Here is a 25,749-nt window from a genome sequence, read left to right as displayed (position 1 = left end):
TGCCGTGGCGCTTTAACTTTGACAAATGAGTTGGTATTAAATGAAAGTGCAGGTGCGGTACGCTCTGCCCTGCTCCCTCACCGTTCAGCTGCATTAACACAACACCTTCCACACCAAGCTCTGATTTTTGCGCAGCCATGACTTTCTGCACAGTGGTCATGGTATGGCTAAGCTGATCTGCCGGAATATCCAGCAAAGTCATGGCCTCAAATTTTGGTATCACCAGCGCATGACCATCAGCCTGCGGCATAATATCCATAAAAGCCAGAGTGTAGTCATCTTCATACAGTTTGAAACTGGGTATCTCGCCACGTAGAATTTTGGCGAAAATATTATTGGTATCGTAGCTCATGCAATGCTCCTTGTTGCGGGCTGTTACAGCAAATGTAGTTGATTATGCCAGTATCGAAAGCAAAAATACCAGCATAGGCCTGGATGATGAAAAACAAAAACGCGGGCTGGAATCAAGCATAATTCGTAAATTCAAAAAGAATACTGGCTACAACACCCGCCCCGGCTCGCCACAGCAACTCTCTCGCACTAGCGTGCTCGCTCAGACACTCTGTGGCGACCGAAACGGGGTTCCAGCCGTTTTTCAAATTTTTAAGTTAGTTTGCCAAATATTTTGCGTGAAAGCGCAGGTGCTGCTCGATAAAGCTGGCGATAAAGTAATAGCTGTGGTCATAGCGGTCTTGCAGTCGGATCTGCGCTTTAGCACCGCTTTGCTCTGCCGCGGTAATTAAGGTTTCAGTGCGCAGCTGCTGCGGGTAAAAGTTATCTGATGTACCCTGATCGACCAGGATTGGCTTGGCTTTTTGGGTTTTCGCCAGCAAAACTGAAGCATCATAATGAATCCATTGGCTTTGATCATCGCCTAAATAGCCGTTAAATGCCTTGATTCCCCATGGGCTATTTAGTGGATTACAAATAGGTGAGAACGCCGATATCGATACGTATCGATCAGGATTTCGTAAACCAATAACCAAGGCACCATGGCCGCCCATAGAGTGGCCACTAATTGCCCGCCTGTCAGTTACAGGTAATTCAGCCTCTATAAGTGCCGGCAATTCGGAGACAATGTAGTCATACATCTGGTAGTGTTTAGCATAGGGCTGTTCGGTAGCATTAACATAAAAGCCGGCCCCCAGACCAAAATCGTAGGCGCCGTTTTCATCATCCGGCACGTCATCGCCACGCGGGCTGGTGTCAGGCATAATCAGCGCGATACCCAGCTCGGCAGCCACCCGCTGCGCCCCAGCCTTAGCCGAGAAATTTTCATCGGTGCAAGTCAGGCCCGACAACCAGTATAACGCTGGTACTTTTTCGGTTTCAGCTTGTGGCGGCAGAAACACCGAAAACTGCATTTCACAGTTCGTTACAGCTGACTGATGTTTGAAGCGGATTTGTTTACCGCCAAAGCAACGTTGTTCGCTAACCTTGGTTAATGCTGAAGTTGTCATAAGTTGTCTCGTTATGTGTTAAAGAGACCGATTACAACGCCCGCCCTGGCTCGCCACAGAACTATGCCGGGTTATCCTGCCCGACACCAGAGGCCAGCTGAAGCTGTTCAAATTCGTTCCAGACGAATTTGTCGTTCGCGCTTGCGCGCTCGCTCAGACACTCTGTGGCGCCCAAAACGGGGTTCTAATCCGTCTCTATTCCGGCATATTAGCTACCCCAAATTATCGGGCAAGCCTGACTTAATCTGCTAAACGGCCACAATATTAAAAATAAATCACGGTCCGGATTGACTTACCTTCGTGCATTAAATCAAAGGCTTCGTTAATCCGCTCCAATGGCATAGTGTGAGTAATAAAGGTATCCAGCTCAAACTCACCCTGCAAATAGCGCTCCACATAATCGGGTAGTTCGCTGCGGCCTTTTACGCCACCAAAAGCGGTACCGCGCCAAACCCGGCCGGTAACCAACTGAAATGGTCGGGTAGAAATTTCCTGGCCGGCACCCGCCACACCGATAATGACCGATTCGCCCCAGCCTTTATGGCAGCACTCCAGTGCTGAGCGCATGACATTTACATTACCAATACACTCAAACGAGAAGTCGACGCCGCCATCAGTCATTTCAACAATCACTTCCTGAATCGGCTTATCGAACTGCTTCGGGTTTACCACATCAGTCGCACCCAGCTTTTTGGCAATATCAAACTTGTCTTCATTAATATCAATCGCGATAATCCGGCTGGCTTTGGCCATCACTGCGCCAATAATAGCCGATAAACCTATACCACCCAGGCCAAATACCGCTACGGTATCACCTTCTTTTACCTTAGCGGTATTCATCACTGCGCCCATGCCAGTGGTAACACCACAGCCGAGCAGGCAAACTTTTTCCAGTGGCGCTTCTTTGTTAATTTTTGCCAGTGAAATCTCTGGCAGCACCGTGTATTCAGAAAACGTCGACGTGCCCATATAGTGATAAATCGGCTTACCATCTTTTGAAAACCGGGTAGTGCCATCCGGCATTAAACCTTTGCCCTGGGTCGCGCGAATAGCCTGACACAGGTTGGTTTTACCCGATAAACAAAACTTACATTTGCCACACTCAGGGGTATACAACGGAATAACATGATCACCCACCGCAACTGAGGTTACGCCCTCGCCCACGGCCTCAACAATACCGCCACCTTCATGACCTAAAATCGCCGGGAAAATCCCTTCCGGATCTTCACCCGATAAGGTAAAAGCATCAGTATGACAAACCCCGGTCGCCACAATTTTCACCAACACTTCGCCCTTTTGCGGTGGCATTAAATCCACTTCTTCAATCGATAATGGCTGGCCGGGGCCCCAGGCAACAGCGGCACGGGTTTTAATCATCTTCATACGGTGTCCTTATTTGATAAGACTAAGCTTTTAATAACGGTTATAACTATAACGTGCTTTCTATTATTTCCATATCAATGTTAATGCGGTTAAACTGCAAATTAGTTTTGTATATATACAATAGTAAGTCGATAGGCAGCTTGCGTTGCAACGCCCGCCCTGGCTTGCCACAGCAACTCGCTCACGCTGGCGCGCTCACTCAGACACTCTGTGGCAACCAAAACGGGGTTCCAACCGCTGCCTTACCAGAGTCACGTTATGTTAACGCAAGCAGCCTGGACCAGATACTTCAGGGAAAAAATGAAACATTGGACAGGTATTAGTGAATTTGTTGCGGTGGCCGATCACCACAGTTTTACCAAAGCGGCAAAAAAGCTGGCGATGTCAGTGGCACAAGTAAGCCGCAACATTGCCGAATTGGAGCAGCAGCTGGCCATTAAGCTGCTGTACCGCACTACCCGCAGCGTTAGCTTAACCGAAGAGGGCCAGTTGTATTTGCAACATTGTCGGCATTTGGTCAGCGGCCTGGAAGAAGCTAACCGTACCCTGGCAAATTTGAAGGCAACGCCTCGCGGTTTAATTAAACTGACAGCGCCGGTATTTTATGGAGAAACCCGTATTGCGCCGCTGCTGCATAATTTTTTGAAGCAATATCCGGATACTGAGCTGGATTTACACCTCTCCAATTCCAAGCTCGATTTAATCCAGGGCGGCTTTGATTTAGCTATCAGGCTCGGTACCTTGGAAAGCTCCAGCCTGATCGCCCGTAAATTGGCTAACCGCACCCAGTATGTAGTGGCGTCGCCAATCTATTTAGCAAAATATGGCACACCCGACAGTATTGCTGCGCTATCACAGCACCAATGTCTTACTGGCACCGTAAACCAATGGCGTTTTACCGATCAGGGCAAAAGCCTGCAGTTTAAACCACAAGGCCGGATCATCTGCAATAGTGGTGTAGCATTACGTGATGCCGCATTAAAAGGTTTAGGGCTGGTGCAACTACCCGATTACTACCTGTTGGATAAACTGCAAACAGGCGAACTGATTGCGGTGCTAAACGAATTGCGTCAACCGGAAGATGGTATTTGGGCGATATATCCGCAAAACCGCCATTTATCGGCCAAAGTGCGGGTATTGGTTGACTACCTGGCGGAGCAATTAGGTTGAAATTGTTGTCTTATGCCCACACGTTTTTGCAACATCGATAGGTTATTACCTCAGTAAATATTAAGGAAGTATCGCATGACAGCGTTAAAAATTGATTTAGTATCAGATATTGCCTGCCCTTGGTGTGCAATTGGCTATGCCCGACTACAGCAAGCTTTGAAAACGATTCCTGAGCTGAAGGTGGAGCTGGAGTGGCATGCCTTTGAGCTGGATCCAAACAAAGACTCACCCAAGGAACCCATTTTACCTGCGCTGGCGCGCAAATATGGTAAAAGTGAAGCTGAAATGCGCCAGGCACAGCAGCATATTATGCAAGTTGCGACCGACTTAGGACTGAACTTTAGTAAATTGCAACAACGCACCACCTGCAATACTTTCGATGCGCACCGCCTGGTAAAGTGGGCAGCGACCGAGGATAAAGCAACCGCCATGAAGCTGGCATTATTTGATGCGTATTTTGGTGAAGCGCAAGACGTTTCTGATGCTGCAGTATTAGCCAGTTGTGCAGAGCAAGCCGGCCTAGATAAATCAGAGGCGCTGGCTATTTTAGCGAAAGACGATTATGCCGATATTGTCAGCAAAGATATTGCCAAATATCAGCAAGCCGGCATATCGTCAGTACCGGCCTTTATCATTAATAATAAATATCTGATTTCCGGGGCACAGGAGCCACAGCAACTGGCAGCCAGTTTGCAGCAAATTCACAGCGAATCAGTAAATTAAAAAAACCACAACAGCATATCGCTGTTGTGGTTGCACCAAATTGGTAATGAGGTTTTTGTGTTATTGTGCCATTAGCTGATGTAAGGTTGTTAGCGACATCGCCAAGCCTGCGCGACTCACATTTTCATTTGCCCGGAAATGAGCACTGATCACTGGCTCAGGATCAAATGGTCCCTGAGTTAAATTAAATTTAACGGTCATTAGTCCCAAATCCAGTGCTTTTTGCACGTAACCTTTTAACTCCGGCTTGATCAAAGCGCTATCGGCCACATCAATCCACTGATTAAAGGCGAATACTTTAACATTAGCTGCAGGGTTGAAGTTTGCAGCGTCAGCCTGTTTTGCCAGGGTTTGTACTAACGAATAAGCGAGCTCAGCGCGTGACACTTTTGTATTAACACCAAAGGTTGAGGCAGATGCGGCTTTTACCACCGGTTGTTGGGCAAAATCTAAATCTTTTAACGCTGAGCCTTTACGTGATACTGCATGGACGGCAGCTGCATTGTCTTTGTCGGTATCAGTAAAGACAACTTGATCGCCGGTGTTACTCTGACGTACTGCACCCGCTAACATCATCGCATCAGCCAGCTGCGCTTTGGTGACAATTGCATCAGGGTCAAAACCGAAACTTAAACCATCCATTAACTGCTCAGAGACGGCAAATTCAATAAAACCCTGGGCAGGATGTCCTACCACATCATCCAAACCAACAAAGCCATCGGTACGAACCAGTTTCAACTGGGCATTAATGGTGCCTGGCACTCCATAACCGTTGGTCACGCCGAGTGGATCTAATGCCACACCACTTAAACTACCCACACCGCGGGCGTATAATTTCCAGGTTCCGGCCATACCCGGTGCTGACAAACCGATGTTTTCACCCAATACCGGCAAGGCAACCCCAGATCCATATCGATTACCTGCAGGATCTTCCAGCACAAGAGCAACTGAATTAGAACTCACCCGAGCTTTAACACTGACTAAAGAAATATCAGAATCAACCTCAAAGGTTTCAACTTGCGGTTCACCCACCGGATCAAAGCTGACGGGTACTGTTCTGTCGGACGCTATAGAGGTAGATGCACTGGCATTAAACTGCCGGTTTTGTTTAACCGTAGCACCAAAGCGATTATCCATGGCAACAGCGGCTTGCACTGCAGCATGAGCGTTAACATAGCCTGCTCCCACTTCCCACGATTCACGACCAGACATATTGGTCGCGGTATCGCGTAAAATTTGTTTTACTTCGCGCCAGTTTAAACTGGGGTTAGCCTCTAACATCAGTGCCACCACACCAGAAACGTGCGGCGCTGACATAGACGTGCCGCTGCTCAGGGTATAGTAAGGTAAGTGTTGCGGTTCTATTTGTTCACTATCATCGGCCAAGCTCAGTGCGCTTAAGCTTGATAGCGACGCACGAACTGATACCACATCAACACCTGGCGCAGTAATCGTTGGCTCATCTATCCACTGGAGCGTCTCACCGTCAACAACGACTTCGCCGCCATTACCTTTGGTACCCCGTGAACTGAAACCTGCTAAGGCGCCGGTTTTATCACCAGCAGCAACTGTCACCACCCAGGGGGCCTTTTTAAAGTTACCGGTAATGGTAGATTCACCCGAGCCAGAATTACCTGCTGAGAATACCACTATTACACCATTGTCAGATAAAGCCTTAGTCGCGACATTAGTTGGATCATCCGGGTTAAAATCGGTACCAACGTCGCCAGTGTTACCAAATGAATTTGAGATCACCCGGATGTTGTAGGTAAATTGCTGAGTAAGTGCATAGTCAAAACCGCCTAAGGTATCCAGAATAAATAACCCGGCACCAGAGCCATAACCGATAATTTTCGCACCAGGGGCTACACCAGCATATTTGCCAGAAGACTGGGCGCCATTAGCGCCGATAATACCGGCGACATGAGAACCATGACCACCGGCGATATCGGTATTCTCAACATTTTCCTGATAGGTAATTGGCAAAATACCCGAAAAACTGTTCAAATTGGTCTGTGCCAACACGTTTTGCACCACGTGTTGTGGGAAACGGATATCAGCGTGTGAGCCATCTACGCCAGAATCATTAACAACGACGCCAATGCCACGACCGGAGAAAGGTACACCGCCACTGCGTAAGCCTCGATCAGCACGTAGCGCCTGTACCCCAGTGATTGCGGTTGATTCGTTGTTTTCCAACGTTAATTCTGCGTTATGCCAAACAGACAGCACATCATCGCGAGCATAAATTTGCTGAATTTGTTCGGCCGTTGCCAGCGCCCCTACTATCGGTAAATTATGCAAGCTAACTCCGCTAACCCGAAGATTAGTCAGCATATTTAGCTGCTCCTGGGTAGGTGCACCTTTTTGATCAAAGGTAATAATAACCTGATGCAAAGCGTCAGCAGAAGCATGCTGCAACATATCAGAAAGGAGTGGATCCAGCGTTTTAGCATTCAGGCTGCTTGCCGCCATGCCAAAAGCTAACGAGAATGACAGTAGAGTAAGTTTAGTTTTAATTTTCATGTGTTCCTCGGTCAGATGATGAAGCTCTAACCAAGCATTACACAGCGTTTACAACAGACACATAGGGGCTTACCCCTAGCCCGGGAGGCTTTTCTACCTACTTCATTACGCTAATCAAGTAAGCCTTTTTTTGCTGCATACCTGACCAACTCAATCGAATTATGCATTTTCAACTTTTCTAACACTTTGCCACGATGGTTTTCTGCGGTTTTAACACTGATATCCAACACTCTGGCAATATCCTTGGTAGAGGCGCCCGAAATGACTAAATGAAATACCTCTCGCTCACGTTCAGTAAGGTTTTTATAAGGATCATCAAGGTTCTCATTTGGGTTACGATATTGCTCAGCCAACACCTGGGAAGCAAATTGGCCATAATAGGTTTTACCGATCGCCAGTTGTCTGATTGCTGAGAGTAAATGCTGGCTGGCGCTGGATTTAACTAAATAACCGCTGGCACCCGCACGTACCATATGAATTACATACTCTTCTTCTTCATGCATGGTCAGCACTAAAATCTGACTTTGCTTAAAGCGCAAGCTCGCCTGGCGAACCACCTCAAGGCCGTTTATTTTTGGCATACTGATGTCTACCACCAAAACGTTGGGTGCTAATTGCTCCAACAGCGCCAGTGCCTCAACACCGTCAATGGCCTGGCCCACCACCTTACAGTCATCCGCTTGTTCAATGATACTCACCAAGCCCTGTCGAACGATATCGTGATCATCTGCTACTAAGACACTTATCATGCTAGCCCCTGCTCCGGTTTTAAGGGTACAGTTATAGTAATGCTACAGCCGTGAGATGGCGCAGCCTCAATAATACAGCGCCCGCCAAAAGAAATAGCCCTATCTTGCATACTACTGATCCCTACCCCTTGTTGCGCCTGCTCATTTAACTCAAAACCGACACCATCGTCGCAAATGTTCATTGTTAATAGCTGTTGCTGCTGAGTAATGGTTACCACCGCCTGCACCGCCTGCGCATATTTCACCGTATTGGTTAACGCTTCCTGACACACCCGGAATACCATCACTTGTAGCTCTTCATCAAGTTGTAAGTCTTCCGCAATAACTAAACGAATGGTTAACTGTGGGCTACTTGCTGTCAGTTGGCGTATCAGCCATTTTAATGCTGCTTGTAAGCCTAAATCGTCAAGCACTGGCGGGCGCAATAACCGCGAGATTTGCCTGGTGTCTTTCAGCGCGAGCTCGGCTAACGCAAGCGCACGGTGTTGTTGATCTGCACTGAAATCTGTTGTCGCCAGCGTGTTAACTAATGCAGTTAATAACTGCCCTACACCATCATGTAAATCATTAGCGATACGCTTTTGGGTTTTATCATTAAGCTGCCATACCCGGCGCAGAATCTGTTGCATTCGCAGATTATTTTCCCTGAGCTGAATTTGCAGCTGTTTTTGCTGCATATTCAGTTTAGTTAGCTGCAAATGAATATCTTGTTGCTGCTTATTGGCCATCAGCTTTTTGCACCATCGCATTTTCACGGTTAATCATCGCTTCATGATATTGAGCAGGGACGTGTTGCAGCACCCGTTGCAACTCTACCATAGAGCCCATACCGGGTGGCTTTACTGTGTGTTCAGTGCGGTTAAAATACTGTTGCATATATTCAAAGGCAAAACTTCGCCAATAACTGGTGGCTCTGCGCAATAACGGCAACGCCTGGTTAAGTAATTGTCCAACCAACTCCCGGTTATCATCCTTTACTGCAAGCATGGCTTGCAGCTCTAACCAGAGTAATCGTTCTGGTACATGATGACGCATAATCTGTTCGTATTCTTTAGGCAATGTATCGATAGTAAGGTTGGTCAAAAAATTAATATGCTGTTGGGCAATAAAAGCTCGCAGCTCCAACCGGGGTATAGGCTGCAATGTTAACTGTTGTTGTAATTGCCTAAGCTCCTGCTGAGCGTTGGAGGTTTGCCCTGCTGCCAGCAGTTGCTGCACCATTAATAACTTCAGCGTCTGACGTTGCTCATTGTTGCTGGGATAAAAGTCAGGTGAAGCCATTACAGCAATCTGTTCAGCAGCCTTGTCATATTGGGCAGCATACTGATATAGCTCTGCCAGCCATAATTGAAACTCAATGGCAGCCTTGGCATATTGTTGATTACGTGCCTGCTCTATAAATGCCAGTAATTGTTGCTCACCTTGGGAAAAATTACCTTGCAAGCTGGCCAGTTTTGCCAGAAACGCATCCGCAATTAACTTCTCTTCGGTAAGGCCTAAACTTGCTGCATCATCACTGGATGTTTTAAACAGTCGAAAAGCCTGGCCCCATTCTCCTTGTTGGATCTTCAGCTGCGCTAACACTTGACGTACTTTAAGCAAATTTAATGCGTCGTTATTGGCAACCGCCGTTTGCTCTGCCTGTTTCAGGTAAACTTGAGATTGCTCAAACTCTGATAATACAAAATAGATATAACCCAAGTTAATCAGGCTTGCTGTTAACTCCCAGCTATCACCAAGCTGAGTTCTAATACTAAAAGCATCGTTAAAATAGCCTTGTGCTAACCGATATTCACCTTTTTCTTCCTCCAGAAAACCCAAATAATCAGTCGTCACTGCCAAACCATAGCGGTCATTAACCTGTCGGTAATATTGCAATGCTAATTCCAAAGAATGCTGCGACAGAGTAAAATCTCCGGTCAGAAACTGTACAAAACCTAAATTAGACGAGGCTTTTGCCATGCCATTAATGTCGCTCATTTGCTCAAATAAGCTTAAAGATTGCTCGTAATAAGGTGCGGCCTCAGCAAACTTTCCCTGGCGTTGCATGGCGACACCAACGGCGTTCAGGGTATCCGCTAAACCCGCTTTATGTTTAAGACGGCCAAACAACACCTGAGCCTGCAATAAGTACTCATCAACCGCCCGGTTTATATCTCCAGTTCTGATAGCCAATTTACCCAGCTGCAGAAAAATATCAGGATTGGTTTTATCAACTTGTGATATCTGATGGAGTTGCCCAATAGCGTCAGAAAACCGGCTTTGTACCGTTAAAAAATCGACATACTCCATCGTCAACTCGGTATCAAAAGGTTTGGCCGCTACCAATTTTTGATAATGAGAATCAGCTTGAGCGGGACGCTCTTGCAACAAGGCCAAACGCGCACTCGATAGTAAATACTCAAAACTATTTAACGCCGATAACTTGACCGCTTCAGCATAGGCTGTCTCAGCCTGCAACCAATTCTGTTGTTGCTCATGCCATTCGGCGGCCAACAAAAAGCCTGTTGCCAGCTGCGGAAACTGTTGTTGAAATTGTTTTAACGCGGCCAGATAATCCTCTTCAGAATTTGCAGCTCTTGCCAGTAGCACTTGTTGGTAAAGCTGCTGAGCCTCGTCCGGCAATATTGCAGCATTAGTAACACCCGGCGTTTCCCTGGTTTGCAGCGCCAACAGCATGTTATTAACCTGCTCAACAGTAGCACCAGAAATATTGTCTAATACCACTGCTTGCCGGGCAGACCACAATAGTGGCATCAGGGGCTGCCGCATATCTTTCAGTTCAAATGCTATTTCTACGTTATTGTTTAGCAATGTAAGCTGCTTTGCCAAAACAATGTCAGCACCTAACAAACTGGACAGATCCTGCAATTGCTTATCCGTTAGTGGTTGACTAAGCCCAAGGTGCTGTAACGTTGTCGCAACCCGTTCAAAAGGAATAACCCGGATATTTCTGGAGCGAAGCTGCTCGTTAATAACCTGTTCAACTAAATTCGCTATTGCCCGGTGTTGCGCATCCTGTTGTTGAATTGCGGCAGGGAGAATAGCTAACGCCATTGGCGCTGCCAAAGACGGCGAAGTGCTCTGCTCTGTGCCTGGCTCAGTCGGCCACTCGCTGACAACAAACCACAACAGTACACTTAGCAAGACTGCGCTTAGCACGCTAATTGATAGTTTCATGCCACCAGACATTCTGCTGGTTTCATTCGGGTTTAACCATAGCTGGCGCAATTCACTGGCATTTTGGCAGCGTTGCTGCGGATAAACGGCCAGGTTCTGCACAAAAAAAGCGCGCCATCGCGGAAAGTGTTTTTCAATGTGACTAAGAGAGACCTGACTGTGTAATTTTGCAGTCAATTGGCCTGCCAGCTCTGTTTGATTAAAAGGTAGCTGATTTGTCAGAAGCTGGAATAAGGTCGACGCAATGGCATAATAGTCGCTCTGCTTAGTATGACTCGCGTTTTGCAGTATTTCGGGTGCACTGTAGGCAGGTGTACAGCATTGGTGTGTTAATTCAGTAATGGCTCCCGCCAGGCCAAGGTCAAGTAAGTACAAACGTTGTTTATCATCAACCAGAATATTCTGCGGGTTAATATCGCAATGAATAATACCTTGTTGGTGTATAGCCTCAACCGCATCAATTAATTGTGATCCCAGCTTTTGAGCAATGTATTCAGCGTTTGTGCTGTCTGCCAAATTAACTTGGGCCAGGCTCTTGCCATCAATGTAGTCCATGGTAAAAAACGCGCATTCAGCCGTTAGATAAAAATCATGAACCCGGATAACATTAGGATGCGTTATGGTGCGTGCTAACAAAATTTCCTGACGGACTTTATCAACTGCAGCAGTTTCTTCTAAGGCTTGTTTATGCAGTATTTTTAGCGCAACTTGACAGCCCAAGTGCAAATCATCTGCTAAAAACACACTGCCATTGCTACCATTCCCCAGTAAACGGATCAACTCAAAGCGCGCTACCAGAACATCACCGACATTAAAACCGGTAACCGAAGGGAGTGCTTGAGTGACATCGATAGCATTAACCAACAGCGTGCCTCTGAAAAACATAGGGCTATGCTTCTATACTAATGGTTTTTAGCTAATTTGCCGACTATTTAGCGAGATATAATGCAGTTGCTGGTCAATTTGTTGGCTTAACAGATACAAACTGATACTTTCAACCAAGGTTTGTAACAGCTCTACATCAAGTGATGATAAAAATTTACTTGGCTGCTGACTGTCAATATAAAAAAGACCTAGTAGCTGGCCTTGGCAAATCAAGGGCATACAGGCCAAAGCAGACAAATTGTTTCGTTTAACACTCGCCCTTTGTGACAAGGCTTGATGCTGTGAAATATCATTGACAATCAGCGTTTCGCACCCGATTGCCGTTTGTAAAGCACCAAGACTACCAAAGAAAGTTGCCCCTTCACGAGCCGTCTTACTCACCCCTACACTGCTGTGAAGTTTTAAGGAAGATAACTCACAACCCAATAATATGGCAGCACGATCCATTTGGCATAAGGTTAGTGCCTGAGATAACAGATCATTAATATCAGCATCGTGCTTTGCCAGGCTTTGTTGCTGAATTTGCCGGGCTTGTTGCTTACGCCAGCCGTCATATTGCAGGATCTGCTGTAATTGTTGGGTTCCAAGTTGTTGAAAAAGTACAGGGACATTACCAACCAATACCAAAGCACCATCTTCTAGAAAGCAGCATTGCTGTTGCAGACCATTGCTGCGTAAGCCATTTACACTGTTTAAGTCATTCATCAGCCAAAGTTGTTCTTCATGCGTTAAGCGGGCATGCTGACGAGATACAGAAGGTTCAGCAATGACAATATCATTGTCAGCAGCGCGACCAATCAAATAACTTGACTGGTCTGCGACAATAACCTGCTCTGCAGCACGTTTGGGGGTAATAACAATAAGTTGGGCAGGCATATTTATTGTTACAGCGACAAACGAAGCGAGTACGCCAGTGTGGCATTCGCCGCTGACAACATGCCAGAGACGTTATCAACATCGCGAGCAGAGCGCCAGACATCAGGCATTTGCTCAGCACTTGCGGCGCTGATCAATTGCTGAAACTGTTTGCTTTGTGCTAAAGCAAGCTTATAGTTGCCGGCCTGCACTAACACAAGGATGTCAGAGACCTTATTTTGTAATGGTGCTAATAATTCAGGCGAGATTTGGTTGGAAAAACTATTTAGTAACCCATCTAATTTTTGCGCTTTGTCGTTTGCAACTAAAGCCATTGGCCGTAAATCAGCAACAATAATAAAATCAGATAAATTTCCCATTTGGCCTTTAGCCCGAATACTGCCCGCTCCAGTTGCTATGGTGATATCTTCAAATGCAGCACCGGCATGAGATTTATACAATCGCAATGGTGTATTAACACTATATTGTAAGTTATGGGTATGCAAATCAATGGTTAGCGGGCCGGAAAAACTGAAACCACTGTCGGTCAGGGGTTCTATTCGCACTACCAGCGGAAAGGCTGTCTGTAAGGTGATAAAGTTATTCGGTAACCGATTTAGCATATTAGCTGACAACGGATCAGCAAGATAAGCAGTGATGTTAAGGTTTTGCGCCGTTAAGCCCATTACGTTTTCAAAAGTCAGTGCTACATCTACTTCATAACCACCTGGTAAAGTAATAGTGGTTTCGGCGCTGTTACCATTGATAGTAACCGGGAAACTGTTCGCCTGCAGCGCTAAACTACTAAAAAGTAGGGTACAGCCAAGTAATAATCTTTTCAGCATAAACTACTCCAACTTAATCTTTATTCAGTTGCCAGTACAATAGTCCAGGCGCAACGCATTGTGCAATAACGGACCAGCAAAGAACTGTTGCTTATAATACTGTACATTTGTTAACCACGATACTGCAGCATTCTCCCGGAAAAATATATAGGGGATATCCCCCAGAGTTAACCTTAAATCCAAAACCAAAAAAAAGGCAACTTACGTTGCCTTTTAACTTTGCTATCTGTAACTAGAAGTAGTAATCGGCTAAGGCTCCTGCCGAAACGGCATACTCAGCACGTTTAACCGTTCTTTGTGGTTCAAAGTACGCAACCAGACGCGGCTCCAGCTCAAACGGCCCTTGCTCGATGGCAAATCGCACGTTCATCAGGCTCAGCTCTAACGCCATTTGTACATGACCACGCATCTCGGCTGGAATGTCCTGGCTATCCAGTACCGGCACCCGTTGACCGCGATAGTCGACAGTAATATCACCACTGAACTCGCCGGCAGTTTGCTCTAAACCCAAGGCTTGCACCATTGCAAAGGCTAGCACTGAGCGGCTTACCGTGCCATTTGCATTAAAACTACCATTTTGCAAAGGTAAGGTTGCACTTTGCTGCTGAGTACGGTCTTTTAACGCTCCTCCCGAAACCAGCACCGCATCAGCAAACGGTTTCACCGCACTTGCAATACGATCTGATGTTTCTACAGTTGGCTCATTTAAATGAGCACGATATTGACGAATAGATGCGCCCATTACCAGATACTGTGCAAGTTCACCACGTTTCAAGTTATTGTCGGGTTTAAATACTTTACTGTTAAAGCTGTCGACTAACCGTTCGCTTACCGCATATTTAATCGCATTTTCAGCTGGATGGCCGTTGATATCGTCCAAGCCAGTAAAACCATCAGTCAGCAAGAAATCTATATTGCCACTGATAAACTCAGGTACGCCAGGACCGTTTGTCAAACCCAGTGGATCCGGATTTACCCCCGATAGCGAAGTTAAGCCAAATACTGACAGTGTCCAGGTGCCCTCTTCACCAGGCGCTGACACTTTGGTCACATCACTTAACGCGGGAGTAGAAAGGCTTCCAAGGTATTCCTGACCACTGGGGCTCGTCAGTTTTAATTTCACAGTATTGGCTAAAGGTGTCGCCGAAGCTGAGATGCGAGTCACGTCAGCACCCACCTGGAAACTGAATTCCTCAGTTTCACCCACTGGTGAAAATAACACCTCAAAAGGAACTGACTCATCAGCTGGACGAACCAGCGCATTGGCGTTAAAGGTATTAATGTTATTGACCGTAGCGCGATAACCCTCTTTTTCACCCAATGCAGCAGCCACTGCAGCATAAGCATTAACATAGCCAGCACCGACTTCAAACGGCTCATAACCTGGCATGTTAGTAGCTGTTTCTTGCAAAATGCGTTTTACATCGAGTGGTTGCAATTCTGGATTTGCTTCAAGCATCATGGCGACAATACCTGACACATGCGGCGTTGCCATTGATGTGCCCGAGATCATTGTATAAAACGGCAGATATTCAGGTTCGATCGCTTCCAGGTCGGCCTCACCACCATTGGCAGCCAGGTTGGTTTTAGCCCGGCTTGAAATGATATCAACACCCGGAGCGACAACCGTCACCTCGTTGCGGTAAGTCCACTCAGTGCCATCCGGCATGGTGAAATCGCCAGTTTCAAAGCGAGAACCCCGTGATGAGAAGCCAATCAGATCACCACTTTTAGTCCCGGCACCAACGGATATTCCCCAAGGAATTTGAGCATATGGGTTATGAGTATCCTCACCCGGGCCAGAGTTTCCGGCTGCAAATACCGTTAAAATACCTAACTTATACGCTTTGTAAGAGGCAACACTGATAGGACCTGATGGCTCATAAGCGCCGCTACTGCCCCACGAGTTACTGATCACCCGAATCGGGCTTCTGAAATCGAACACCCGGGTAATGGCGTAATCAAAGCCACCCAATGCATCTAAAATCGCGATAGCACCGCCTGAACCATAACCAACCAGATCAGCATCAACGGCTACCCCTTTATACTTGCCGTCAGAATGACTACCGAAGCCGCCAATGGTGCCGGCAACATGGGTGCCGTGGCCAGAGTTAGTGTCGGTATTAAGCTGGTTTTCAATTAACACGCCAGAAACACCTGCTAAACGGATCGCCTGGGCATTAGTCACTGCCTGTACATTTTGTACTGTTTTACTGCCGAAAGCTAAGTCATCTAAAGTGGCATCAATACCGGAATCATGCACCATGACAGTGACACCTTTGCCGGTGTAGCTTAAGCCATTGCGCGCAATGTATTCTGTTGATTGTGCGCGGTCGACACCTGTTAGTTCGCGTGCTTCAGCGTTAAAATATTCTAGCTGACGGTTCAGAAATACCGAGCGAACATCCGTCATGTTACTTATTTGATTAATTTGAGCCGGATTAACCATCACCCCAATAATAGGCAATGATTGAAATTGCACTGCCTGGGTAATGCCTAAATCGATCAAACGCTGTAGCTGCGAGGTATTCAGGGGGTCAAGCTGATCGTACGTCACGACAACCATCAATTGCTCTGTGCTTGGCAGCGTTTGCAATTTTTCAGTTAAATGTGAGCCAATCACGGCTTGAGCCGATACGGACAGCGAAAAGCCTGCAAGCGCCACTGTGAGTAAAGTATTAGATAGTTTACGATAAAGCATAGGGTTCTCCTGGTTTATTCAGCGTTGTGTCTGATGCACAACCTAGACCCTACTTTGCGATAATTGTTAGAGAGTAATACATCAGGCTTAACCCCCAAGTTGATAGGTAAAACCCCCTAGCTAAATATAATAAGCATGGCGACTAGTTAAGCGTCTCCAGTAATAAAGCGACACCCTGCCCACCGCCAATGCACATAGTAACCAGACCATAACGGCCACCTGTGCGCTTGAGCTCTGCCAGCAGTTTAATAATTAAAATGGTGCCGGTGGCGCCAACCGGGTGGCCCATGGCGATAGCGCCGCCATTCGGGTTTACTTTTGCCGGATCAAAGCCCAGGGTTTGGCTAACCGCCAGCGCCTGAGCTGCAAAGGCTTCGTTTGATTCAATCACGTCTAAATCGGCAACTGTTAAACCGCTTTGTGCCAATACCTGCTGCACAGCAGCTATTGGCCCCAGCCCCATTATACCCGGCTCTACTCCGGCAAACGCATAGCCCAGCAAACGGCCACTGGGTGTTAACCCGCGTTGACTCGCCTCTGCCATCGTTGTTAGTAACACAGCGGCAGCGCCATCATTTAAGCCTGAGGCATTACCGGCCGTAACCAAACCCTCGGCTTTAAATGCTGGTTTAAGCTTAGCTAAGCTAGCCAGAGTGGTGTCGGACCGAATATGCTCATCGAGCTTAAACAGCACCTCAGTGCGCCCTGCTTTTACCTTAAGCGGCACGATCTGTTCAGAAAAATAGCCCTGCTGCTGGGCATGCGCTGCCCGTTGCTGGCTCTCAAGCGCGAAGGCATCAAGATCTGCACGGCTAAAACCATACTGGGCGGCCACCGTTTCTGCGGTAATGCCCATATGACCACTACCAAAGGGGTCAGATAAAATACCCAAAGTTAAATCGGTAATACTGTTATGGCCCATCCGCAAGCCACGCCGGGCATTAGGTAGCAAATAAGCACCGTTACTCATACTTTCAGCACCGCCAGCCAGCGCCAGTTTACTTTGACCCAGTTGGATCATTTGCGCAGCCGAGATCACCGCCTGTACGCCAGAGCCACATAAACGGTTGACGTTGAAAGCGGCAGACGACGCTGCCATGCCACTGTTCAGTGCGATATGCCGCGCCAGGTAAGCATCCTGGGCGCAGGTGGTAATAATGTGGCCAAACACCGCATGGTCGATATCTGTTGGTAAAACACCGGCGCGGTTTATTGTCTCTTTTGCCGCTACTGTGCCTAGCTCTGCCGGGCTTAACCCGGCTAAACTGCCACCAAAACTGCCGATAGCGGTGCGGACACCGGCCAAAATCACGATGTCGCTTAATTGTATATTTTGCATGTTATGCCCCAGCCGCAACTGCGTTGTAATGCAAAACCCCGCGATTCGCGGGGTTTGAAAAAGATAACAGACTATTTAGTATATTTATCCAGCCAGGCAAACACTTCGTTGTACCAGCGGACCCGGTTATCTTTATTTAAGATCCAATGATTTTCATCCGGGAAAATAACCAGACGCGAATCGATACCTTTGCGCTGCAGGTTGGTAAAGGCACCCAAACCCTGGGCATAGGGTACCCGGTAGTCTTTTAAACCATGGATCACCAACATCGGTGTTTGCCATTTATCGGCATGTGCGGCAGGGTTAAATTTCTGATAATCACTGCCCTCCTGCCATGCCGGCCCACCTAAGTCATACTCGGGGAACCACAGCTCTTCCGTGCTGCCGTAAAAGCTCGGCATATCGTATAAACCAGCATGGTTTACCAGGCATTTAAAGCCTGTTGGCCAGTTGCCGGCAATCCAGTTCATCATATAGCCGCCATAAGAGGCACCAAGCGCACAGGCACGATCGCCGTCAATCCAGGGTTGTGCGCTAACAATATAGTCAAAGCCTTTTTTCAGATCTTCTAATGGTTTCCCCCCCCAATCACGGCTAATAGCATCAGTAAACGCCTGACCGTAACCAGTTGAGCCGTGAAAATCGACCATTACTACCGCATATCCCTGAGCAGCGTACATCTGGGCATTCCAACGCTCATTAAACATATTGCCAAAGCTACCCTGCGGCCCGCCGTGCACTAAGAACGCCATCGGATACTTTTTGCTGGCATCAAAATTCCACGGTTTTACCAGATAACCATAAACGGTGGCATCATTGGCACCTTTAAAGCTGAACTGCTCGTAATCACCAAATTGCACCTGCTCACGCCATTTGGCATTAATATCGGTAAGTTGAGTTAACTGACTGCCATCGGTGCTCAGTTGAAAAATTTCAGTGGGCATATCCAGCCGGTGATTGCTAAACACCAGTTTATCGCTGGCCACCTGCAAGTTGCCAGCATAGCCATTGCTGAATACCTTACGAACATCACCAAAACTGGTGTTGATGGCAAAAATACTATATTGGCCCAGATCCTGTGCCGTAACATAAAGGGTGCGGTTGTCACTGCCAAACTGATAATCACTGACCGAGCGGTCAAAGTCTGCCGCCAGCTCTTTGCGCTGCCCGGTCACCATATCCAGCAACATTAAGCCAAACCGGTCGGCTTCCGCGCCAGGCTTAGTCATGGCTAAATACGCCATAAAACGGCCATCAGCAGAGAATTTGGGGTTGGCATCCCAGGCTTTATTATCTGCGGTTAAATTAACCTTCTCGCCACCATTAACAGATACCTGAAAAATATCATAATTAGTATGCCAGGCCTGATCGACGCCAGGCGCTTTGGCACTGAACACGATATGCTGGTTATCCGGGGTAAATGCTACCTGATCCATACCGGCAATATCGGTATCCCAATCGCTGATCAGGTTTTTGGCATCGGTTACCCTACCTTCACCTATTGCCGCGACATGTAACTGGCTACGATAAGGTGTGCGCCAATGATCCCAGTGCCGAACCATCAGGCTGTCGTAAACCAGAGCACTGTCTTTACGTTCTTGTTCAGCGGCTTTTGCATCGACAGTACATTGTAAGGTGGCACAGCCCGGCAATACAGCCAGTGCCAGTGCCAGGGTTTTGCCGTCGGCAGCCACTTTAAAGCCTTCAACCGGCAAAGGTAAATCGGTAACCTGCAGTGCCTCACCACCTTTGAGTGGCAAGCGCCATACCTGATTACTGCCACTGCGATTGGCAATAAAATATAACGCCTGGCCATCCTGGCTAAACGCCAATGCCCGCTCACTGGCATCTGTTTGGGTTAAACGTTGCGCCGGGCTGTTTTGTAACAAGTCTTTCAGGTAAATATCACTGCTGGTGTCTGCCGGCTCATAACCGCCGTTAGTCTGACTATAGGCCAGATAACGGCCATCGTTTGACAAGCTCAGCGCCGAAATTTTATTAAACTGGTTCAGGTGTTCCACTGTTAACGGCTGTTTGGCGGCCAGAGGTGCTGCCGCCAAGGCGCTTAGCAGCATCAGTGAGTATTTCATGTTCGCTCCCCTTTCGGATGATTAAAGTCAAAGCAAAGCGCCGGGATACCCCAGCGCTTTAATATCGTTATTATTTTGCTTTTAGTTTGGCGTCCAGCTCGGCAATATTGGCTTTCCAAATTGCCGGGCCCTGTTTATGCACGTTATTACCGTTCGAGTCTACCGCAACCGTTACCGGCATATCTTCCACGTCAAACTCATAAATGGCTTCCATACCTAAATCGGCAAACGCCACCACCCGCGATTTTTTAATGGCTCTCGATACCAGATAAGCAGCCCCCCCTACCGCCATTAAATACACTGCCTTATGCTTTTTAATACTCTCAACCGTTAAATCACCGCGCTCTGACTTACCAATCATGCCTAGCAATCCGGTTTGCGATAACATCATCTCGGTAAATTTATCCATCCGGGTTGCAGTCGTCGGGCCTGCCGGGCCAACCACTTCATCACGTACCGCATCTACCGGGCCAACGTAATAAATAAAACGGTTTTTCAGGTCTACACCTTCCGGCAAGCCTTCGCCTTTATTTAGCATATCGGCAATCCGTTTATGCGCGGCATCCCGTCCGGTCAGCATTTTTCCGCTTAACAATACGGTTTCGCCAGCCTGCCAGCTTTGCACATCTTCAGGAGTCACCGTATTAAGGTTAACCCGCCGCACCTTTTCACCAAGCTCCCAGGTTACTTCTGGCCAGTCTTCCAGTTTTGGCGGTTTAATATCGGCCGGGCCACTGCCATCCAAATGAAAATGTAAATGGCGGGTGGCAGCACAATTCGGGATCATCACCACCGGCAAGCTGGCAGCATGCGTCGGTACGCTGTTAATTTTGACATCAACCACCGTGGTTAAACCGCCTAAACCCTGAGCGCCAATCCCCAGTTTGTTCACTTTTTCATACAGCTCTAAGCGTAGTTTTTCATCAGCTGTTTCGGCGCCTTTGGCTATAAGCTCTTGAATATCAACCGGTTCCATCAGTGCTTCTTTGGCCAGCACCGCAGCTTTTTCTGCAGTACCGCCAATGCCTATACCTAACATACCTGGCGGGCACCAACCAGCGCCCATTTTGGGTAGGGTTTCCAGCACCCAGTCAACAATAGAATCTGACGGGTTTAGCATCGCCATCTTGGTTTTATTTTCAGAGCCGCCGCCTTTGGCAGCAATCATGACTTCCACATGATGCCCGGCAACTAAATCGATGTGCACTACCGAAGGTGTGTTGTCTTTGGTATTTTTACGCCCGCCAGCCGGGTCAGCAACAATAGAAGCGCGCAACGGGTTGTCGGGGTTTAAATAGGCACGGCGAGTGCCTTCGTCAACCATTTGCTGTACGGTTAAATCGGTTTTATCCCATTTAACGTCCATGCCTATTTTAACAAAACAGGTGACAATACCGGTGTCCTGACAAATGGGCCGATGGCCCTCGGCCGACATTCGCGAGTTGATCAGAATTTGCGCAATAGCATCTTTGGCGGCTTTGTTTTGTTCTTTATGGTAAGCCTGCTCCAGCGCCTGAATAAAATCCAGCGGATGATAATACGAGATATACTGCAGCGCATCTTCAATGCTCTCGATAAAGTCTTGTTGGCGAATTACCGTCATGCTTACTTTCCTCTAATGCCGTTAGTGGCTTAATCATTAACTATTGCAACCTGTGCTGGTATGATAGCGCGCATCGAAAACAGCGGCTAGCCATTCTATGCAGCAGTATTTAATTCCGCAATCCATTCCAGATGCCGGGCCAGCAGACCTGGCTACTATTTTCAGCCATTTTGCCGATCAACCCTGGGCCATGTTGCTCGACTCTGCCGCCAGTGATCATCCGAATAGTCGGTACCAAATCATGGTGACTCAGCCCGTGGCGACCCTGACGGCAACCAATGGCATCACCTGTTTACGCGATGAGCACGGCAGCCATGACTACCCGCAGGACCCGTTTACCGTGCTGGACTGTGCCCTTAAACGTTACTTTCCAGCACCGTTAAGCAGCGAGCTGCCTTTTACCGGTGGCGCCTTGGGTTACTTTGGCTACGATCTAGGCCGTTACCTGGAAAAATTGCCCTCACTAAGCGAGCATGATATCTCGCTACCGGATATGGCAGTAGGGCTGTATAGCTGGGCGCTGATATTCGATAAACAGCAGCAACAGCTGTGGTGCGTAGATTATCACGGCGATGCAGAGGCGCGCTGGCAATTAATTCAGCACCAGTTACGCCAGAACCTTGTTGCAGCGCCATTTAAACTGAATGGCGACTGGCAATCCAATATCGGTCAGCAACAATATAACGAGCGTTTTGCGCAAATTCAGCAGCATTTGTTAAACGGCAACTGCTACCAGATAAATTTGGCGCAACGCTTTAGCGCAGGCTACAAAGGCGATGAATGGCAGGCTTATCTGGCGCTACGCCAGGCCAATGCGGCACCGTTTTCTGCTTTTATCCGGTTAGAGCAAGGCGCGGTGCTAAGTATTTCACCTGAGCGTTTTTTACAGTTAAAAAATGCTCAGGTGGAAACTAAACCAATTAAGGGCACACGACCCCGCCACAGCAACCCACAACTTGACCAGCAAGCCGCAGAGCAGTTGCAGCACGCAGAGAAAGATCGGGCTGAAAACGTGATGATCGTTGATTTGCTCAGAAACGACCTGGGTAAAGTATGTACGGTCGGTTCGGTAAAAGTGCCAGCATTGTTTGCAATAGAGAGTTTTCCGGCGGTACATCATTTAGTCAGTACCGTTACCGGTCAGTTAGCAGCACAATACAGTTCCTGCGACTTACTACGTGGTGCCTTTCCGGGCGGCTCTATTACCGGTGCGCCCAAAGTAGCTGCCATGAAAATTATTGAACAGCTCGAGCCGCACCGGCGCTCAGTGTATTGCGGTGCTATTGGTTATATTAATAACAATGGCGATATGGACACCAATATTGCCATCCGTACCCTGGTTTGTAGCGAAGACGTGATCCATTGCTGGGCCGGTGGCGGCATTGTTGCCGACTCACAAGCTGATAGTGAATATCAGGAAACCTTGGATAAGGTAAATAAAATTTTGCCAGTATTAGCTGAGCTCAATAGCACTGAGGATAAAACTAATGTTGGCTGATCATTTTTGCAGCCGTTTTGTATTAACCCGCAGTACTTTAGCCCCAGCCAAGCCGCTACCGGTGCAAAAAGGCCCGGTACCGTTAGCAGATGGAATGCAGATGGCACCACAACATGCTGCGGTGCTGGTACCAATTGTCGATTATGGCGATCATCTTAAGGTATTATTTACCCAGCGCGCGTTACACCTGCGCCATCACCCGGGGCAAATTAGTTTCCCCGGTGGGCGGATAGAGCCTGAGGAAACCAGCTACGCTGCGGCACTGCGTGAGGCGGAAGAAGAAATCGGCCTGGCCAGCACTGAAGTCACCCTGCTGGGCCGGTTACCGGCGCAAGACACCACAACCGGTTTTATTATTGACCCCTGGGTTGGCATTATGCGCCCGCAACGGAGCTTTCAATTGCAGGTATCCGAAGTGGCGGCAGTGTTTGAAGTACCGCTTAGTCACTTTTTACCAGAGCAAAACCGCCATCAGCTCTCGCTAACCTTGCGGGGTAAAACCCGCGATCTGCATTTTATGCCTTACCAGGATAAGTTTATCTGGGGCGCCACTGCCGCCATTATGCATCAGCTCTGTTTGCAACTCACATAGTGTAAACATAATACTACGGGTCCGGTTTGGTCATTACGCAATACATTTGGTAATAACACCCGGCCAGTTACCACCCGGCTTACAGTAGTGGCCCGCTTCCGTTACAATAGCCGCAATTTCATAAAATAAACGAATAGATACCCAATATGATTATCAGTGCTTTTGACATGTTCAGTATTGGTATTGGCCCTTCCAGTTCGCACACTGTTGGCCCAATGCGTGCCGCCAAAAAATTTACCGATAACTTGAGCGAAGGTTCGCTGCTGGAGAAAGTAGCCAGCGTTAAAGTAGAATTGTATGGCTCGCTGGGTCAAACCGGTATTGGCCATGGTACCGGCAAAGCGGTGATCCTGGGGTTATCAGGCTACTTACCGGAGACGATTGACCCGGATACTATCGATGGCTTGTTAAAGCAGGTGCACGACAGCCAGAAATTGCAGCTGGCGCAAAGTCAGAGTGTTAAATTTCCACGTGACGGCGCCATTGTGTTTCACCGGCGTAAAACCCTAAAAGAACACTCCAATGGTATGGAGCTGGTGGCTTTTGACAGTAATAAGAATGAATTATTACGTGAAGTGTATTTTTCCATTGGTGGTGGCTTTATTGTCAAAGCCGAAGACTTTGTCAAAGAAAAAGAGGCTGCCAGCCAGTTTGCTGCTGATAACCCACCGCCATACCCCTTTGAGTCTGGTGCTGAGTTACTGGCACTATGCAAAGAGCATGGCCTGTCGATTTCCAGTTTAATGCTGGAGAATGAGAAAGTGTTACGCAGTCCGGTAAAAATTGAGAGCGAGCTGAATAATATCTGGTTAACCATGCGCGCCTGTATTGACCGCGGCATTAAAACCGAGGGTATTTTACCCGGTGGATTAAAAGTGAAACGTCGCGCCTCTGCCTTGTATAAACGGCTGATCAGTGAAAAAAGTAATGACCCGTTGCAGGTAATGGACTGGGTTAACCTGTTTGCTTTAGCGGTTAACGAAGAGAATGCTGCCGGAGGCCGGGTGGTTACTGCCCCCACTAACGGCGCGGCCGGTATTATCCCGGCGGTGCTGATGTACTATGATAAGTTTATTCAACCAGTGAGCCCTGAAATTGCCACCCGCTATCTGCTCACTGCTGCCGCAATTGGTATTTTATATAAGAAAAATGCCTCTATTTCTGGTGCTGAAGTGGGTTGTCAGGGTGAAGTTGGCGTGGCGTGTTCCATGGCGGCAGCAGCATTGACCGAAATACAAGGTGGCACCCCACTGCATGTCGAAAACGCGGCAGAAATTGGTATGGAGCATAACTTAGGCTTAACCTGCGATCCGGTGGGTGGTTTAGTGCAGGTGCCCTGTATTGAGCGCAATGCCATGGGTTCAATTAAAGCGATTAACGCTTCACGCCTGGCGCTTCGTGGCAGCGGCGATCAGAAAGTGTCGCTGGATAAAGTGATTAAAACCATGTGGGATACCGGTCGCGATATGCAAACCAAGTATAAGGAAACCTCACGCGGTGGCCTGGCGGTTAATATTATTGAATGCTAATGGCGTCATGACTAACTAAGGTTAGTCAGCTTCGGTTGCCAGCAGCGGATCGTCCGGTTCGCTCTGGCTTTCAGTATTATTCTGATATTCAGCAACAATCTTTTCCGCCTGCTCACTGTCTTCATCCTGCACCAGGATATTGGCAATACCCAGCGGCGCAACGTCGCCTACCGCACCTTGCAGGTAATGGCCACCCACGTGAGCTTCAATGCCATAAGAATGCAACATACCAGCGACGATGTGCGCTTCGAGAATATCGTTGGCTTTAAAAATAATTTTCATGCTTTCCTTAAGCGGTTTGTGACAGCCTTACCTAATCCGCTCTAAACGAAAAATAACCACGCTACCATACTTGCCGCGGCGCAATAAAACAACATCGGCGCCAGTGTATAGCGAATGATATCGCCCTCTCTGCCCTGCAAATTTACCACACTTGCGGCAGCGACCACATTAACCACGCATATCATATTGCCGGCATTAGCACCTAACATTTGCAACGCTAAGGTCAGAGAGAAAGGTAAACCAGCCTCTGTGGCCATGGCCTGCTGAAAACTGCCAAACATCAGGTTAGAAAAAGTGGCAGAACCCGCAATAAAAGAGCCGAGTGCGCCAACAAAGGGC

The 25,749-nt window shown here is 47.8% G+C and carries 20 protein-coding genes; 5 read left to right on the top strand and 15 right to left on the bottom strand.

Translation table 11 applies throughout. From position 1 onward, the window contains the following. The 3 genes from ABY802_RS09815 to ABY802_RS09805 form a co-directional block, all read right to left on the bottom strand. Positions 1-352, bottom strand: a 352-nt coding sequence (locus tag ABY802_RS09815; protein ID WP_372626854.1) for an HIT family protein, incomplete at its 3' end; no start/stop codon positions are given. A gap of 256 nt (positions 353-608) precedes the next feature. Next, a complete protein-coding gene (fghA, locus tag ABY802_RS09810; protein WP_372626853.1) occupies positions 609-1,460 on the bottom strand; it encodes an S-formylglutathione hydrolase in 852 nt (283 codons plus the stop codon). A 264-nt stretch (positions 1,461-1,724) separates the two neighbouring features. After that, positions 1,725-2,837, bottom strand: coding sequence for an S-(hydroxymethyl)glutathione dehydrogenase/class III alcohol dehydrogenase (locus tag ABY802_RS09805; RefSeq protein WP_372626855.1), 1,113 nt, complete (start codon positions 2,835-2,837; stop codon positions 1,725-1,727). A 306-nt stretch (positions 2,838-3,143) separates the two neighbouring features. On the opposite strand from ABY802_RS09805, the gene ABY802_RS09800 reads away from it, so the two are divergent. Together ABY802_RS09800 and ABY802_RS09795 are read left to right on the top strand one after the other, a co-directional pair. Then, positions 3,144-4,013 (top strand): LysR family transcriptional regulator, encoded by an 870-nt coding sequence (locus tag ABY802_RS09800; protein ID WP_372626852.1) that lies wholly within the window; start codon positions 3,144-3,146, stop codon positions 4,011-4,013. 75 nt (positions 4,014-4,088) lie between these two features. Next, a complete protein-coding gene (locus ABY802_RS09795) occupies positions 4,089-4,736 on the top strand; it encodes a DsbA family oxidoreductase (protein WP_372626851.1) in 648 nt (215 codons plus the stop codon). Between the two features lie 60 nt (positions 4,737-4,796). On the opposite strand, the gene ABY802_RS09790 is transcribed toward ABY802_RS09795, so the two are convergent. The 10 genes from ABY802_RS09790 to ABY802_RS09745 all read right to left on the bottom strand — a co-directional run bounded on the left by ABY802_RS09790 (position 4,797) and on the right by ABY802_RS09745 (position 21,509). Next, positions 4,797-7,262: a S8 family serine peptidase gene (locus ABY802_RS09790; protein WP_372626850.1), complete on the bottom strand. Its 2,466-nt coding sequence runs from the start codon at positions 7,260-7,262 to the stop codon at positions 4,797-4,799. A 110-nt stretch (positions 7,263-7,372) separates the two neighbouring features. Continuing rightward, complete coding sequence (locus tag ABY802_RS09785; RefSeq protein ID WP_372626849.1) at positions 7,373-8,011, bottom strand: response regulator; 639 nt, start codon at positions 8,009-8,011, stop codon at positions 7,373-7,375. Then, a complete protein-coding gene (locus tag ABY802_RS09780) occupies positions 8,008-8,739 on the bottom strand; it encodes a sensor histidine kinase (RefSeq protein ID WP_372626848.1) in 732 nt (243 codons plus the stop codon). Before ABY802_RS09780 ends, ABY802_RS09785 begins: the two co-directional genes overlap by 4 nt. After that, on the bottom strand, positions 8,729-12,076 hold the full coding sequence (locus tag ABY802_RS09775) for a tetratricopeptide repeat protein (protein ID WP_372626847.1): 3,348 nt from the start codon (positions 12,074-12,076) through the stop codon (positions 8,729-8,731). Before ABY802_RS09775 ends, ABY802_RS09780 begins: the two co-directional genes overlap by 11 nt. 27 nt (positions 12,077-12,103) lie before the next feature. Next, complete coding sequence (locus ABY802_RS09770) at positions 12,104-12,952, bottom strand: GAF domain-containing protein (RefSeq protein WP_372626846.1); 849 nt, start codon at positions 12,950-12,952, stop codon at positions 12,104-12,106. Positions 12,953-12,960: 8 nt separating this feature from the next. After that, on the bottom strand, positions 12,961-13,776 hold the full coding sequence (locus ABY802_RS09765) for a DUF6689 family protein (RefSeq protein WP_372626845.1): 816 nt from the start codon (positions 13,774-13,776) through the stop codon (positions 12,961-12,963). Between the two features lie 232 nt (positions 13,777-14,008). Continuing rightward, positions 14,009-16,477, bottom strand: coding sequence for a S8 family serine peptidase (locus tag ABY802_RS09760; RefSeq protein ID WP_372626844.1), 2,469 nt, complete (start codon positions 16,475-16,477; stop codon positions 14,009-14,011). Positions 16,478-16,619: 142 nt separating this feature from the next. Then, positions 16,620-17,816: a beta-ketothiolase BktB gene (gene bktB / locus ABY802_RS09755; protein WP_372626843.1), complete on the bottom strand. Its 1,197-nt coding sequence runs from the start codon at positions 17,814-17,816 to the stop codon at positions 16,620-16,622. A gap of 71 nt (positions 17,817-17,887) precedes the next feature. Next, positions 17,888-19,906, bottom strand: coding sequence for a prolyl oligopeptidase family serine peptidase (locus ABY802_RS09750; protein ID WP_372626842.1), 2,019 nt, complete (start codon positions 19,904-19,906; stop codon positions 17,888-17,890). A 70-nt stretch (positions 19,907-19,976) separates the two neighbouring features. Next, on the bottom strand, positions 19,977-21,509 hold the full coding sequence (locus ABY802_RS09745; RefSeq protein ID WP_372626841.1) for a fumarate hydratase: 1,533 nt from the start codon (positions 21,507-21,509) through the stop codon (positions 19,977-19,979). 97 nt (positions 21,510-21,606) lie between these two features. On the opposite strand from ABY802_RS09745, the gene pabB reads away from it, so the two are divergent. From pabB to ABY802_RS09730, 3 genes are all read left to right on the top strand, one after another. Beyond that, positions 21,607-23,007, top strand: a complete 1,401-nt coding sequence (gene pabB / locus ABY802_RS09740; protein WP_372626840.1) for an aminodeoxychorismate synthase component I — start codon at positions 21,607-21,609, stop codon at positions 23,005-23,007. Beyond that, positions 22,997-23,599, top strand: coding sequence for a CoA pyrophosphatase (locus ABY802_RS09735; RefSeq protein WP_372626839.1), 603 nt, complete (start codon positions 22,997-22,999; stop codon positions 23,597-23,599). Before pabB ends, ABY802_RS09735 begins: the two co-directional genes overlap by 11 nt. 146 nt (positions 23,600-23,745) lie before the next feature. Then, positions 23,746-25,128 carry an L-serine ammonia-lyase gene (locus tag ABY802_RS09730; RefSeq protein ID WP_372626838.1) on the top strand — a complete coding sequence of 461 codons (1,383 nt, stop codon included), beginning with the start codon at positions 23,746-23,748 and terminating at the stop codon, positions 25,126-25,128. A 21-nt stretch (positions 25,129-25,149) separates the two neighbouring features. Here the strand turns inward: ABY802_RS09730 and ABY802_RS09725 are convergent, their stop codons facing one another. Both ABY802_RS09725 and ABY802_RS09720 read right to left on the bottom strand, forming a co-directional pair. Then, a complete protein-coding gene (locus ABY802_RS09725) occupies positions 25,150-25,410 on the bottom strand; it encodes a DUF2007 domain-containing protein (protein ID WP_372626837.1) in 261 nt (86 codons plus the stop codon). A gap of 41 nt (positions 25,411-25,451) precedes the next feature. After that, positions 25,452-25,749: L-lactate permease (locus ABY802_RS09720; protein ID WP_372626836.1), on the bottom strand; the 298-nt coding region annotated here is incomplete at its 5' end.

This window comes from Arsukibacterium sp., from assembly GCF_041616895.1.
GTDB lineage: Bacteria > Pseudomonadota > Gammaproteobacteria > Enterobacterales > Alteromonadaceae > Alishewanella.
This window is presented reverse-complemented; position numbering and strand designations above follow the sequence as displayed.

Coding starts and splice junctions, on each gene's coding strand:
- bktB (WP_372626843.1), bottom strand. CDS start 17,816: ATGCAAAATATACAATTAAGCGACATCGTGATTTTGGCCGGTGTCCGC.
- fghA (WP_372626853.1), bottom strand. CDS start 1,460: ATGACAACTTCAGCATTAACCAAGGTTAGCGAACAACGTTGCTTTGGC.
- ABY802_RS09765 (WP_372626845.1), bottom strand. CDS start 13,776: ATGCTGAAAAGATTATTACTTGGCTGTACCCTACTTTTTAGTAGTTTA.
- ABY802_RS09785 (WP_372626849.1), bottom strand. CDS start 8,011: ATGATAAGTGTCTTAGTAGCAGATGATCACGATATCGTTCGACAGGGC.
- ABY802_RS09780 (WP_372626848.1), bottom strand. CDS start 8,739: ATGGCCAATAAGCAGCAACAAGATATTCATTTGCAGCTAACTAAACTG.
- ABY802_RS09790 (WP_372626850.1), bottom strand. CDS start 7,262: ATGAAAATTAAAACTAAACTTACTCTACTGTCATTCTCGTTAGCTTTT.
- ABY802_RS09795 (WP_372626851.1), top strand. CDS start 4,089: ATGACAGCGTTAAAAATTGATTTAGTATCAGATATTGCCTGCCCTTGG.
- ABY802_RS09725 (WP_372626837.1), bottom strand. CDS start 25,410: ATGAAAATTATTTTTAAAGCCAACGATATTCTCGAAGCGCACATCGTC.
- ABY802_RS09750 (WP_372626842.1), bottom strand. CDS start 19,906: ATGAAATACTCACTGATGCTGCTAAGCGCCTTGGCGGCAGCACCTCTG.
- ABY802_RS09735 (WP_372626839.1), top strand. CDS start 22,997: ATGTTGGCTGATCATTTTTGCAGCCGTTTTGTATTAACCCGCAGTACT.
- ABY802_RS09760 (WP_372626844.1), bottom strand. CDS start 16,477: ATGCTTTATCGTAAACTATCTAATACTTTACTCACAGTGGCGCTTGCA.
- ABY802_RS09730 (WP_372626838.1), top strand. CDS start 23,746: ATGATTATCAGTGCTTTTGACATGTTCAGTATTGGTATTGGCCCTTCC.
- ABY802_RS09805 (WP_372626855.1), bottom strand. CDS start 2,837: ATGATTAAAACCCGTGCCGCTGTTGCCTGGGGCCCCGGCCAGCCATTA.
- ABY802_RS09775 (WP_372626847.1), bottom strand. CDS start 12,076: ATGTTTTTCAGAGGCACGCTGTTGGTTAATGCTATCGATGTCACTCAA.
- ABY802_RS09745 (WP_372626841.1), bottom strand. CDS start 21,509: ATGACGGTAATTCGCCAACAAGACTTTATCGAGAGCATTGAAGATGCG.
- ABY802_RS09800 (WP_372626852.1), top strand. CDS start 3,144: ATGAAACATTGGACAGGTATTAGTGAATTTGTTGCGGTGGCCGATCAC.
- ABY802_RS09770 (WP_372626846.1), bottom strand. CDS start 12,952: ATGCCTGCCCAACTTATTGTTATTACCCCCAAACGTGCTGCAGAGCAG.
- pabB (WP_372626840.1), top strand. CDS start 21,607: ATGCAGCAGTATTTAATTCCGCAATCCATTCCAGATGCCGGGCCAGCA.